Raw genomic sequence first — 14,727 nt, forward strand, 5'->3', positions numbered from 1 at the left:
TGTTAGTTGTAAAGGATTATGCATTATTTTTCAAGTAAAGGAGTCTTATTAGGCGTCCCTGGTTTTCTTGGATACTTTTTCGGCGTCTGTCTTTTTTTATCAATAATGAACATCTGGCGCTCTCCAGCATCTTCTGGCAATTCAAAGGTATGTGTTTCTGTAACGTTACCACCTAACACACTAATTGCAAATTTTGCTTCTTCTAATTCTTCTTCACCTTTTGAAGATTTTAATGCAACAAACTGTCCACCTTTTTTAACTAGCGGTAAACACAATTCACTCAACACGGATAATCTAGCTACTGCTCTTGCAGTAACAACATCATAAGACTCCCTGTAGACACCCTTACCAAATGTTTCTGCTCTATCGTGTATAAAGCTGACATCCTGTAATTGTAATTCTGACGCTAAATGGTTTAAAAATTGAATACGCTTATTTAATGAATCAACAATCGTCACTTTTAACTGCGGAAACATTATTTTTAACGGAATACTTGGAAAACCAGCTCCAGCGCCTACATCACATATACTTATAGGCTGATTAAAATCAAAATAAAAACTAGGTGCAATGGAATCATAAAAATGTTTCAAATATACATCGTGTTCATCTGTAATACTTGTCAAATTCATCTTTTCATTCCATTCAACAAGTAAACGATAATATGTTTGAAACTGTTGTTTTTGAGTCTCAGTTAATTCAATATTATGTTCTTTTAATTGTTCTGCTAACCATTCTACAGTCATTAGTCACTCACCCTTTGGAGTTTACCTTGTTCTAAGTAAATCAATAATATAGATATGTCTGCTGGATTTACTCCTGATATTCTAGAAGCTTGTGCAATATTTAAAGGTTTTACTTCTGATAATTTTTCTCGCGCTTCAGTCGCCAAACTATCAATTTTACTATAATCTAAGTCTTCTGGAATTTTCTTCTCTTCCATACGCTTAACTTTCTCAACTTGTTGTAGTGATTTATTGATATAACCTTCATATTTTGTTTGTATTTCTACTTGTTCTTCAACATCTGCATTCAATTGATGTTCTTCTTCTAAAATTTCTAAAATTATATCGTAAGTCATTTCAGGTCTGCGTAATAAATCGATAGCTAAAATACCATCTTTTAAGCGAGAACCACCATGTTGCTCGATAATCGCTTGCGTATGTTCGTTTGGTTTGATACGAATATCTGATAAACGCTTAATTTCCGCATCAATTTGCTGACGTTTTTCATTAAAACGTGCATATCGTTCTTCAGAAATCATACCAAGTTCATATCCCATATCCGTCAATCTCAAATCAGCATTATCATGACGTAGTAACAAACGATATTCTGCACGTGATGTTAGTAAACGATAAGGTTCATTAGTACCTTTAGTTACAAGATCATCGATTAACACACCAATATATGCATCTGAACGACTTAATATCTTTTCGCCTGTGTTTAACACTTTACCAGCAGCGTTAATACCTGCCATCAATCCTTGTCCTGCTGCTTCTTCATAACCAGATGTACCATTAATTTGACCTGCAGTGTATAAGTTTTTAATCATTTTCGTTTCAAGTGTAGGCCATAACTGCGTTGGCACAATCGCATCATATTCAATTGCGTAGCCGGCACGCATCATATCTGCTTTTTCAAGACCTGGTATCGTCTCTAACATTTGACGTTGCACATGTTCAGGAAGACTTGTAGACAATCCTTGTACATATACTTCATTTGTATTACGACCTTCAGGCTCTAAGAAAAGTTGATGTCGCGGCTTATCATTAAATCGAACAAATTTATCTTCAATTGAAGGGCAATAACGTGGCCCGGTTCCTTTAATCATCCCTGAATACATTGCAGATAGATGTAAATTATCATCGATAACTTTGTGTGTTTCAGCATTAGTATACGTTAGCCAACATGGCAATTGATCTAATATATATTCTGTTGTTTCAAAGCTGAATGCACGACCTACATCGTCACCTGGTTGTATTTCAGTCTTCGAATAGTCAATTGTTTTTGAATTTACACGCGGTGGTGTACCTGTTTTAAAACGAACAATATCAAAACCAAGTTCTCTTAAATTGTCTGATAATGTGATTGATGGTAATTGGTGATTTGGTCCACTTGAATACTTCATATTACCTAAAATGATTTCACCACGTAAAAATGTTCCCGTTGTAATAATTACTGCTTTAGATAAATACTCTGTACCAATATTTGTACGTACACCTTTAACTTCATTATCTTCTATAATAAGTTCGTCTACCATACCTTGCATTATATGCAAATTTTCTTCATCTTCAATCACGCGTTTCATTTCTTGTTGATAAAGTACTTTATCTGCTTGCGCTCTTAGTGCTCTTACAGCAGGTCCTTTACCAGTATTTAACATTCTCATTTGAATGTGTGTTTTATCGATTGTTTTTGCCATTTGTCCACCTAAAGCATCAATTTCACGAACAACAATACCTTTAGCTGGCCCACCTACAGATGGGTTACATGGCATAAATGCAATATTATCTAAATTTATTGTTAGCATTAATGTTTTAGCACCACGTCTTGCAGATGCTAAACCTGCTTCTACACCTGCATGTCCAGCACCTATAACGATTACATCATATTCTTGAGCCACAATATAAGCCTCCTTATTTGATATCTTACTAGCCTTCTTTAGACTGTATTCCGTCTAATTCAATTACTATTTACCTAAGCAGAATTGACTGAATAACTGATCGATGAGTTCATCACTTGCAGTCTCACCAATAATTTCTCCTAATATTTCCCAAGTTCTAGTTAAATCAATTTGTACCATATCCATAGGCACACCAGATTCTGCTGCATCAATCGCATCTTGTATCGTTTGTCTTGCTTGTTTTAATAATGAAATATGTCTTGAATTAGAAACATAAGTCATATCTTGATTTTGTACTTCTCCACCAAAGAACAAATCTCGAATTTGTATTTCTAATTCATCAATACCTTCTTGTTTTAACATTGAAGTTTGAATTAATGGCGTATCGCCTATCATATCTTTAACTTCATTAATATCTATATTTTGCTCTAAATCCATTTTATTAACAATTACGATTACATCTTCATTTTTAACCACTTCATATAATGTGTAATCTTCTTGAGTCAATGCTTCGTTATTGTTTAATACAAATAAAATTAAGTCTGCTTGGCTAAGAGCCTTTCTAGAGCGTTCAACACCAATCTTCTCTACTATATCTTCTGTCTCACGTATACCAGCAGTATCAACTAATCTTAATGGCACACCACGAACATTGACGTACTCTTCCAAGACATCTCTAGTCGTACCTGCTACCTCAGTTACAATCGCTTTATTATCTTGTATTAAATTATTTAACATCGATGATTTACCTACGTTTGGTTTACCAACAATAACTGTAGATAAACCTTCACGCATAATTTTACCCTGCGCACCGGTATCTAATAAACGATTAATTTCCTGTTTGATTTCTTTAGACTGCTCTAAAAGAAATTCAGTAGTCGCATCTTCAACATCATCGTATTCAGGATAATCAATATTCACTTCCACTTGAGCGAGTATCTCTAATATAGATTGACGTTGTTTTTTGATTAAGTCACTTAGACGACCTTCAATTTGATTCATCGCAACTTTAGAAGCTCTATCTGTTTTCGAGCGAATAAAATCCATAACTGCTTCAGCTTGAGATAAATCAATACGACCATTTAAAAAAGCACGTTTTGTAAATTCACCTGGCTCAGCCATTCTAGCACCATAGGTCATAGTAAGTTCCAGCACTCTATTAATCGTTAAAATACCACCATGACAATTGATTTCTATAATATCTTCGCGTGTAAATGTTTTTGGCGCTCTTAACACAGACACCATAACTTCTTCAACCACTTCTTTAGACTCTGGATCAATAATATGACCGTAATTAATCGTATGTGATGGAACATCATTTAAAAGATGTTTTCCTTTATATAATTTGTCAGCAATTTCAACGGCTTGCGGTCCAGACAATCGAACAATTCCAATTGCCCCTTCACCCATTGGTGTTGAAATACTCGTAATTGTATCTAAATCCATATTGCTACTCGCCTCCTTCAACGACGTGAATACATTTTAAAGTAAGTTATTATAACCCTAAGGTAAGTCTTACGTTTGTCTGAGGTAAGACTTCGGGAGGTGTTGAGTGGTTAATGTTTTACTTCCCTTCCCCTACCCTATCCTTACTTAATCTTTTTATTAAAAACTTTGGCAATTTTAAGTACGTGCTCAAGACTATTCTGTATTTGTAAAGTCGTCATATCTTTAGCTGGCTGTCTTGCTATTACAATAATATCTTTGGCCAATATATGCGACTTATGTACTTTGAAATTTTCACGTATTGCTCTTTTAATCTTGTTTCTTAACACTGCATTACCTAGTTTTTTAGAAACACTAATACCTAAGCGAAAATGGTCTATTTCTTTATTATTACAAGTGTATACAACAAATTGTCTGTTGGCTACAGAATGACCTTTTTTATATATTCTCTGAAAATCTGCATTCTTTTTAATTCGGTAAGCTTTTTCCAATAACATCACTCGCTTATTTATCGTTTTTATTTGAAGCTATATTTAAACTTCTATTGAGCTTATAACATAAATTTCTATTTATTCTTAATTTAAACGAAAAAAAAGATCACTGATGAGTCAGTGATCTTATGCAGATAAAACTTTACGGCCTTTACGACGACGGCGCGCTAAAACTTTACGGCCATTTTTTGTGCTCATGCGTTTTCTGAAACCATGAACTTTACTATGTTTACGTTTATTTGGTTGATAAGTACGTTTTACCATGCAAAACACCTCCATCTTTATACAGTTATCTAATATACCAGATTATGCAGACTCTGATCACTTTAATAGATAAGATTTTGCGTTTCTTAGATTAAAATTCTCGTATTAGCTCATTGATTATCTAGTCATAATTCAAGCAACTACTACAATATAACAAAATCCTTTTTATAACGCAAGTTCATTTTATACTACTGCTCAATTTTTTTACTTTTATCGATTAAAGATAGAAATACACGATGCGAGCAATCAAATTTCATAACATCACCATGAGTTTGGTCCGAAGCATGAGTGTTTACAATGTTTGAATACCTTATACAGTTCTTATACATACTTTATAAATTATTTCCCAAGCTGTTTTGATACACACACTAAAAGATATTCTATAGAAGGAAAAGTTATCCACTTATGCACATTTATAGTTTTCAGAATTGTGGATAATTAGAAATTACACACAGAGTTATACTATTTTTAGCAACATATACACAGGTATTTGACATATAGAGAACTGAAAAAGTATAATTGTGTGGATAAGTCGTCCAACTCATGATTTTATAAGGATTTATTTATTGATATTTACATAAAAATACTGTGCATAACTAATAAGCAGGATAAAGTTATCCACTGATTGTTATTAACTTGTGGATAATTATTAACATGGTGTGTTTAGAAGTTATCCACGGCTGTTATTTTTGTGTATAACTTAAAAATTTAAGAAAGATGGAGTAAATTTATGTCGGAAAAAGAAATTTGGGAAAAAGTGCTTGAAATTGCTCAAGAAAAATTATCAGCTGTAAGTTACTCAACTTTCCTAAAAGATACTGAGCTTTACACGATCAAAGATGGTGAAGCTATCGTATTATCGAGTATTCCTTTTAATGCAAATTGGTTAAATCAACAATATGCTGAAATTATCCAAGCAATCTTATTTGATGTTGTAGGCTATGAAGTAAAACCTCACTTTATTACTACTGAAGAATTAGCAAATTATAGTAATAATGAAACTGCTACTCCAAAAGAAGCAACAAAACCTTCTACTGAAACAACTGAGGATAATCATGTGCTTGGTAGAGAGCAATTCAATGCCCATAACACATTTGACACTTTTGTAATCGGACCTGGTAACCGCTTTCCACATGCAGCGAGTTTAGCTGTGGCCGAAGCACCAGCCAAAGCGTACAATCCATTATTTATCTATGGAGGTGTTGGTTTAGGAAAAACCCATTTAATGCATGCCATTGGTCATCATGTTTTAGATAATAATCCAGATGCCAAAGTGATTTACACATCAAGTGAAAAATTCACAAATGAATTTATTAAATCAATTCGTGATAACGAAGGTGAAGCTTTCAGAGAAAGATATCGTAATATCGATGTCTTATTAATCGATGATATTCAGTTCATACAAAATAAAGTACAAACACAAGAAGAATTTTTCTATACTTTTAATGAATTGCATCAGAATAACAAGCAAATAGTTATTTCGAGTGATCGACCGCCAAAGGAAATTGCACAATTAGAAGATCGATTACGTTCGCGCTTTGAATGGGGGCTAATTGTTGATATTACGCCACCAGATTATGAAACTCGAATGGCAATTTTGCAGAAGAAAATTGAAGAAGAAAAATTAGATATTCCACCAGAAGCTTTAAATTATATAGCAAATCAAATTCAATCTAATATTCGTGAATTAGAAGGTGCATTAACACGTTTACTTGCATATTCACAATTATTAGGAAAACCAATTACAACTGAATTAACTGCTGAAGCTTTAAAAGATATCATTCAAGCACCAAAATCTAAAAAAATTACCATCCAAGATATTCAAAAAATTGTAGGCCAGTACTATAATGTTAGAATTGAAGATTTCAGTGCAAAAAAACGTACAAAGTCAATTGCATATCCACGTCAAATAGCTATGTACTTGTCTAGAGAGCTTACAGATTTCTCATTACCTAAAATTGGTGAAGAATTTGGTGGGCGTGATCATACGACCGTCATTCATGCTCATGAAAAAATATCTAAAGATTTAAAAGAAGATCCTATTTTTAAACAAGAAGTAGAGAATCTTGAAAAAGAAATAAGAAATGTATAAGTAGTAAACTTTGGGAAATGTAATCTGTTATATAACAGCACTAATAATAACTGTCATTTTTTACATTTCTATATACTAATGTGGCAAGATGAGCAAAACTCATTTTGTGGATAATGTTTAAAAGTCATACACACCATACACAAGTTATCAACATGTGTATAACTTCGCCAAATCTTTGTTTTTAAGACTTATCCACCAATCCACAGCACCTACTACTATTACTAAGAACTTAAAACCTATATAATTATATATAAACGACTGGAAGGAGTTTTAATTAATGATGGAATTCACTATTAAAAGAGATTATTTTATTACACAATTAAATGACACATTAAAAGCTATTTCACCAAGAACAACATTACCTATATTAACTGGTATCAAAATCGATGCGAAAGAACATGAAGTTATATTAACTGGTTCAGACTCTGAAATTTCAATAGAAATCACTATTCCTAAAACTGTAGATGGCGAAGATATTGTCAATATTTCAGAAACAGGCTCAGTAGTACTTCCCGGACGATTCTTTGTTGATATTATAAAAAAATTACCTGGTAAAGATGTTAAATTATCTACAAATGAACAATTCCAGACATTAATTACATCAGGTCATTCTGAATTTAATTTAAGTGGCTTAGATCCAGATCAATATCCTTTATTACCTCAAGTTTCTAGAGATGACGCAATTCAATTGTCGGTAAAAGTACTTAAAAACGTGATTGCACAAACGAATTTTGCAGTGTCCACCTCAGAAACACGCCCAGTACTAACTGGTGTGAACTGGCTTATACAAGAAAATGAATTAATATGCACAGCGACTGACTCACACCGCCTGGCTGTAAGAAAGTTGCAGTTAGAAGATGTTTCTGAAAACAAAAATGTCATCATTCCAGGTAAGGCTTTAGCTGAATTAAATAAAATTATGTCTGACAATGAAGAAGACATTGATATCTTCTTTGCTTCAAACCAAGTTTTATTTAAAGTTGGAAATGTGAACTTTATTTCTCGATTATTAGAAGGACATTATCCTGATACAACACGTTTATTCCCTGAAAACTATGAAATTAAATTAAGTATAGACAATGGGGAGTTTTATCATGCAATTGATCGTGCATCTTTATTAGCACGTGAAGGTGGTAATAACGTTATTAAATTAAGTACAGGTGATGACGTTGTTGAATTGTCTTCTACATCACCAGAAATTGGTACTGTAAAAGAAGAAGTTGATACAAACGATGTTGAAGGTGGTAGCCTGAAAATTTCATTCAACTCTAAATATATGATGGATGCTTTAAAAGCAATCGATAATGATGAGGTTGAAGTTGAATTCTTCGGTACAATGAAACCATTTATTCTAAAACCAAAAGGTGACGACTCGGTAACGCAATTAATTTTACCAATCAGAACTTACTAAAAATAAATATAAATAAAGGATGACGTGATTAATTAAAACGTCATCCTTTATTTTTTTGGCAAAAATAATTCTAGATGCGTATGTAAAATAAATTTGACAGCATTTTAAACAGCAAATAAAAGACGCCAATTAAATTTATGACAAATGTAACCAAAATTTAATAAGTGTGCTTATATGCCCTTTAAATTTAAAATTTTAATAGTCAATAACAAGTTGAATATAAAAGTTAAACGCCGTTAAATTGCGTTAAAAAATTGAAAATGACAGTATTGCCAAAAAATAAGAATTAATTATTTATATGTAAACGGTTTCTACCTCTATTTTAAATGAAATTTGTGACAAAAAAAGGTATAATATATTAATGACATACAAAGAAATGGAGTGATTATTTTGGTTCAAGAAGTTGTAGTAGAAGGAGACATTAATTTAGGTCAATTTCTAAAAACAGAAGGGATTATTGAATCTGGTGGTCAAGCAAAATGGTTCTTGCAAGACGTTGAAGTATTAATTAATGGAGTGCGTGAAACACGTCGCGGTAAAAAGTTAGAACATCAAGATCGTATAGATATCCCAGAATTACCTGAAGATGCTGGTTCTTTCTTAATCATTCATCAAGGTGAACAATGAAGTTAAATACACTCCAATTAGAAAATTATCGTAACTATGATGAGGTTACGTTGAAATGTCATCCTGACGTGAATATCCTCATTGGAGAAAATGCACAAGGAAAGACAAATTTACTTGAATCAATTTATACCTTAGCTTTAGCAAAAAGTCATAGAACGAGTAATGATAAGGAACTCATACGTTTTAATGCTGATTATGCTAAAATAGAAGGTGAGCTTAGTTATAGACACGGCACGATGCCATTAACAATGTTTATAACTAAAAAAGGTAAACAAGTCAAAGTGAATCACTTAGAGCAAAGTCGTCTAACTCAATATATTGGACACCTCAATGTGGTTCTATTTGCGCCAGAAGATTTGAATATTGTAAAAGGCTCTCCTCAAATAAGACGACGCTTTATAGATATGGAGTTGGGCCAAATTTCTGCTGTTTACTTAAATGATTTAGCTCAATACCAACGTATTTTAAAGCAAAAGAATAATTACTTAAAGCAGTTACAATTAGGCCAAAAAAAGGACTTAACAATGTTGGAAGTATTAAATCAGCAGTTTGCTGAATATGCAATGAAAGTAACTGATAAACGTGCACATTTTATTCAAGAGCTAGAGTCGTTAGCGAAACCGATTCATGCTGGTATCACAAATGATAAAGAAGCGTTGTCGCTGAATTATTTACCTAGTCTTAAATTTGATTATGCTCAAAATGAAGCGACACGACTTGAAGAAATTATGTCTATTCTTAGCGATAATATGCAAAGAGAAAAAGAACGAGGCATTAGCTTATTCGGACCACATCGAGATGATATAAGTTTTGATGTGAATGGCATGGATGCTCAAACATATGGTTCTCAAGGACAGCAACGTACAACAGCTTTGTCCATTAAATTAGCTGAAATTGAGTTAATGAATATCGAAGTTGGGGAATATCCCATCTTATTATTAGACGATGTACTCAGTGAATTAGATGATTCGCGTCAAACGCATTTATTAAGTACGATTCAGCATAAAGTACAAACATTTGTCACTACGACATCTGTAGATGGTATTGATCATGAAATCATGAATAACGCTAAATTGTATCGTATTAATCAAGGTGAAATTATAAAGTAACAGAAAGCGATGGTGACTGCATTGTCAGATGTAAACAACACGGATAATTATGGTGCTGGGCAAATACAAGTATTAGAAGGTTTAGAAGCAGTACGTAAAAGACCTGGTATGTATATAGGATCGACTTCAGAGAGAGGTTTGCACCATTTAGTGTGGGAAATTGTCGATAATAGTATCGATGAAGCATTAGCTGGTTATGCAAATCAAATTGAAGTTGTTATTGAAAAAGATAACTGGATAAAAGTAACGGATAACGGACGTGGTATCCCAGTTGATATTCAAGAAAAAATGGGACGTCCAGCTGTCGAAGTTATTTTAACTGTTTTACATGCTGGTGGTAAATTTGGCGGTGGCGGATACAAAGTATCTGGTGGTTTACATGGTGTTGGTTCATCAGTTGTAAACGCATTGTCACAAGACTTAGAAGTATATGTACACAGAAATGAGACTATATATCATCAAGCATATAAAAAAGGTGTACCTCAATTTGACTTAAAAGAAGTTGGCACAACTGATAAGACAGGTACTGTCATTCGTTTTAAAGCAGATGGAGAAATCTTCACAGAGACAACTGTATACAACTATGAAACATTACAGCAACGTATTAGAGAGCTTGCTTTCTTAAACAAAGGAATTCAAATCACATTAAGAGATGAACGTGATGAAGAAAACGTTAGAGAAGACTCCTATCACTATGAGGGCGGTATTAAATCTTATGTTGAGTTATTGAACGAAAATAAAGAACCTATTCATGATGAGCCGATTTATATTCATCAATCTAAAGATGATATTGAAGTAGAAATTGCGATTCAATATAACTCAGGATATGCCACAAATCTTTTAACTTACGCAAATAACATTCATACGTACGAAGGTGGTACGCATGAAGACGGATTCAAACGTGCATTAACGCGTGTCTTAAATAGTTATGGTTTAAGTAGCAAGATTATGAAAGAAGACAAAGATAGACTTTCTGGTGAAGATACACGTGAAGGTATGACTGCAATTATATCTATCAAACATGGTGATCCTCAATTCGAAGGTCAAACGAAGACAAAATTAGGTAATTCTGAAGTGCGTCAAGTTGTAGATAAATTATTCTCAGAGCACTTTGAACGATTTTTATATGAAAATCCACAAGTCGCACGTACAGTGGTTGAAAAAGGTATTATGGCGGCACGTGCACGTGTTGCTGCGAAAAAAGCGCGTGAAGTAACACGTCGTAAATCAGCGTTAGATGTAGCAAGTCTTCCAGGTAAATTAGCCGATTGCTCTAGTAAAAGTCCTGAAGAATGTGAGATTTTCTTAGTCGAAGGGGACTCTGCCGGGGGGTCTACAAAATCTGGTCGTGACTCTAGAACGCAGGCGATTTTACCATTACGAGGTAAGATATTAAATGTTGAAAAGGCACGATTAGATAGAATTTTGAATAACAATGAAATTCGTCAAATGATCACAGCATTCGGTACAGGAATCGGTGGCGACTTTGATCTAGCGAAAGCAAGATATCACAAAATCGTCATTATGACTGATGCCGATGTGGATGGAGCGCATATTAGAACATTGTTATTAACATTCTTCTATCGATTTATGAGACCGTTAATTGAAGCAGGCTATGTGTATATTGCACAGCCACCGTTGTATAAACTGACACAAGGTAAACAAAAGTATTATGTATACAATGATAGGGAACTTGATAAACTTAAATCTGAATTGAATCCAACACCAAAATGGTCTATTGCACGATACAAAGGTCTTGGAGAAATGAATGCAGATCAATTATGGGAAACAACAATGAACCCTGAGCACCGCGCTCTTTTACAAGTAAAACTTGAAGATGCGATTGAAGCGGACCAAACATTTGAAATGTTAATGGGTGACGTTGTAGAAAACCGTAGACAATTTATAGAAGATAATGCAGTTTATGCAAACTTAGACTTCTAAGCGCTGTGAACTGAACTTTTGAAGGAGGAACTCTTGATGGCTGAATTACCTCAATCAAGAATAAATGAACGAAATATTACCAGTGAAATGCGTGAATCATTTTTAGATTATGCGATGAGTGTTATCGTTGCGCGTGCATTGCCAGATGTTCGTGACGGTTTAAAACCAGTACATCGTCGTATACTATATGGATTAAATGAACAAGGTATGACACCGGATAAATCATATAAAAAATCAGCACGTATCGTTGGTGACGTAATGGGTAAATATCACCCTCATGGTGACTCATCTATTTATGAAGCAATGGTACGTATGGCTCAAGATTTCAGTTATCGTTATCCGCTTGTTGATGGCCAAGGTAACTTCGGTTCAATGGATGGAGATGGCGCAGCAGCAATGCGTTATACTGAAGCGCGTATGACTAAAATCACACTTGAACTGTTACGTGATATTAATAAAGATACAATAGATTTTATCGATAACTATGATGGTAATGAAAGAGAGCCGTCAGTCTTACCTGCTCGATTCCCTAACTTATTAGCCAATGGTGCGTCAGGTATTGCTGTAGGTATGGCAACCAATATTCCACCACATAACTTAACTGAATTAATCAATGGAGTGCTTAGTTTAAGTAAGAATCCTGATATTTCAATTGCTGAGTTGATGGAGGATATTGAAGGTCCTGATTTCCCAACTGCTGGACTTATTTTAGGTAAAAGTGGAATTAGACGTGCTTATGAAACAGGTCGTGGTTCAATTCAAATGCGCTCTCGTGCGGAAATTGAAGAACGTGGCGGTGGTCGTCAACGTATTGTTGTCACTGAAATTCCTTTCCAAGTGAATAAAGCACGTATGATTGAAAAAATTGCAGAGCTCGTACGCGACAAGAAAATTGACGGTATCACTGATTTACGTGATGAAACAAGTTTACGTACAGGTGTGCGTGTCGTTATTGATGTGCGTAAGGATGCAAATGCTAGTGTCATTTTAAATAACTTATACAAACAAACACCTCTTCAAACATCATTTGGTGTGAATATGATTGCACTTGTAAATGGTAGACCGAAGCTTATTAATTTAAAAGAAGCGTTGGTACATTATTTAGAGCATCAAAAGACAGTTGTTAGAAGACGTACGCAATATAACTTACGTAAAGCTAAAGATCGTGCCCACATTTTAGAAGGATTACGTATCGCACTTGACCATATCGATGAAATTATTTCAACGATTCGCGAGTCAGATACAGATAAAGTTGCAATGGAAAGCTTGCAACAACGCTTCAAACTTTCTGAAAAACAAGCTCAAGCTATTTTAGACATGCGTTTAAGACGTCTAACAGGTTTAGAGAGAGACAAAATTGAAGCTGAATATAATGAGTTATTAAATTATATTAGTGAATTAGAAGCCATTTTAGCTGACGAAGAAGTGTTATTACAATTAGTTAGAGACGAATTGACTGAAATTAGAGATCGTTTTGGTGATGATCGTCGTACTGAAATTCAATTAGGTGGATTTGAAGATTTAGATGATGAAGACCTCATTCCAGAAGAACAAATTGTAATTACACTAAGCCATAATAACTACATTAAACGTTTGCCGGTATCTACATATCGCGCTCAAAACCGTGGTGGCCGTGGTGTTCAAGGTATGAATACATTAGAGGAAGACTTCGTTAGTCAATTAGTAACGTTAAGTACACATGATCATGTATTGTTCTTTACTAACAAAGGTCGTGTTTATAAACTTAAAGGTTATGAAGTGCCTGAGTTATCAAGGCAGTCTAAAGGTATTCCTGTAGTGAATGCTATTGAACTTGAAAATGATGAAATCATTAGTACAATGATTGCTGTTAAAGACCTTGAAAGTGAAGATAACTTCTTAGTGTTTGCGACTAAACGTGGTGTCGTTAAACGTTCAGCATTAAGTAATTTCTCAAGAATTAATAGAAATGGTAAGATTGCGATTTCGTTTAGAGAAGATGACGAGCTAATTGCAGTTCGCTTAACAAGTGGCCAAGAAGATATCTTAATCGGTACAGCGCATGCATCATTAATTCGATTCCCTGAATCAACGTTACGTCCTTTAGGTCGTACAGCAACAGGTGTGAAAGGTATTACACTTCGTGAAGGTGACGAAGTTGTAGGGCTTGATGTAGCTCATGCAAACAGTATTGATGAAGTATTAGTAGTTACTGAAAATGGTTATGGTAAACGTACGCCAGTTAATGACTATCGTTTATCAAATCGTGGTGGTAAAGGTATTAAAACAGCTACGATTACTGAGCGTAATGGTAATGTTGTATGTATCACTACAGTAACTGGTGAAGAAGATTTAATGATTGTTACTAATGCAGGTGTCATTATTCGACTAGATGTTGCAGATATTTCTCAAAATGGTCGTGCAGCACAAGGTGTTCGCTTAATTCGCTTAGGCGATGATCAATTTGTTTCAACGGTTGCTAAAGTAAAAGAGGATGCAGAAGACGAAACGAATGAAGACGAACAATCTACTGTATCTGAAGATGGTACTGAACAACAACATGAAGCGGTTGTAAATGATGAAACACCAGGAAATGCAATTCATACGGAAGTAATTGAATCAGAAGAAACTGACGAAGATGGACGTATTGAAGTAAGACAAGATTTCATGGACCGTGTTGAAGAAGACATACAACAATCATCAGATGATGATGAAGAATAATAAAAAAATAAGACTTCCCTATA

11 protein-coding genes are annotated in these 14,727 nt (G+C 34.2%); 6 read left to right on the forward strand and 5 right to left on the reverse strand.

The annotated features are described in order from the left end of the window. Positions 1-23 precede the first annotated feature (23 nt). The 5 genes from rsmG to rpmH form a co-directional block, all read right to left on the reverse strand. On the reverse strand, positions 24-743 hold the full coding sequence (rsmG, locus tag HMPREF2658_RS12715; protein WP_000215588.1) for a 16S rRNA (guanine(527)-N(7))-methyltransferase RsmG: 720 nt from the start codon (positions 741-743) through the stop codon (positions 24-26). Next, on the reverse strand, positions 743-2,620 hold the full coding sequence (mnmG, locus tag HMPREF2658_RS12720; RefSeq protein WP_000046621.1) for a tRNA uridine-5-carboxymethylaminomethyl(34) synthesis enzyme MnmG: 1,878 nt from the start codon (positions 2,618-2,620) through the stop codon (positions 743-745). Before mnmG ends, rsmG begins: the two co-directional genes overlap by 1 nt. 66 nt (positions 2,621-2,686) lie before the next feature. Continuing rightward, complete coding sequence (mnmE, locus tag HMPREF2658_RS12725) at positions 2,687-4,066, reverse strand: tRNA uridine-5-carboxymethylaminomethyl(34) synthesis GTPase MnmE (RefSeq protein ID WP_000362509.1); 1,380 nt, start codon at positions 4,064-4,066, stop codon at positions 2,687-2,689. A 143-nt stretch (positions 4,067-4,209) separates the two neighbouring features. Further along, a complete protein-coding gene (rnpA, locus tag HMPREF2658_RS12730) occupies positions 4,210-4,563 on the reverse strand; it encodes a ribonuclease P protein component (RefSeq protein WP_001789343.1) in 354 nt (117 codons plus the stop codon). 120 nt (positions 4,564-4,683) lie between these two features. Next, entirely contained in the window at positions 4,684-4,821 is a 138-nt protein-coding gene (rpmH, locus tag HMPREF2658_RS12735; RefSeq protein ID WP_000240855.1) for a 50S ribosomal protein L34, read from the reverse strand. A gap of 730 nt (positions 4,822-5,551) precedes the next feature. Here rpmH and dnaA point away from each other — a divergent pair. The 6 genes from dnaA to gyrA all read left to right on the forward strand — a co-directional run bounded on the left by dnaA (position 5,552) and on the right by gyrA (position 14,704). Further along, a complete protein-coding gene (gene dnaA, locus HMPREF2658_RS12740; RefSeq protein ID WP_001290430.1) occupies positions 5,552-6,913 on the forward strand; it encodes a chromosomal replication initiator protein DnaA in 1,362 nt (453 codons plus the stop codon). Between the two features lie 277 nt (positions 6,914-7,190). After that, positions 7,191-8,324, forward strand: a complete 1,134-nt coding sequence (gene dnaN / locus HMPREF2658_RS12745; RefSeq protein WP_070854451.1) for a DNA polymerase III subunit beta — start codon at positions 7,191-7,193, stop codon at positions 8,322-8,324. A 381-nt stretch (positions 8,325-8,705) separates the two neighbouring features. Beyond that, positions 8,706-8,951, forward strand: a complete 246-nt coding sequence (gene yaaA, locus HMPREF2658_RS12750; RefSeq protein WP_001789359.1) for a S4 domain-containing protein YaaA — start codon at positions 8,706-8,708, stop codon at positions 8,949-8,951. Further along, on the forward strand, positions 8,948-10,060 hold the full coding sequence (recF, locus tag HMPREF2658_RS12755; RefSeq protein ID WP_000775116.1) for a DNA replication/repair protein RecF: 1,113 nt from the start codon (positions 8,948-8,950) through the stop codon (positions 10,058-10,060). Before yaaA ends, recF begins: the two co-directional genes overlap by 4 nt. Positions 10,061-10,069: 9 nt before the next feature. Further along, positions 10,070-12,004 (forward strand): DNA topoisomerase (ATP-hydrolyzing) subunit B, encoded by a 1,935-nt coding sequence (gene gyrB, locus HMPREF2658_RS12760; RefSeq protein ID WP_000255583.1) that lies wholly within the window; start codon positions 10,070-10,072, stop codon positions 12,002-12,004. Between the two features lie 36 nt (positions 12,005-12,040). After that, complete coding sequence (gyrA, locus tag HMPREF2658_RS12765; RefSeq protein WP_000819074.1) at positions 12,041-14,704, forward strand: DNA gyrase subunit A; 2,664 nt, start codon at positions 12,041-12,043, stop codon at positions 14,702-14,704. Positions 14,705-14,727: the final 23 nt, after the last annotated feature.

This window comes from Staphylococcus sp. HMSC062H10 (assembly GCF_001836945.1).
GTDB classification, from domain to species: domain Bacteria; phylum Bacillota; class Bacilli; order Staphylococcales; family Staphylococcaceae; genus Staphylococcus; species Staphylococcus aureus.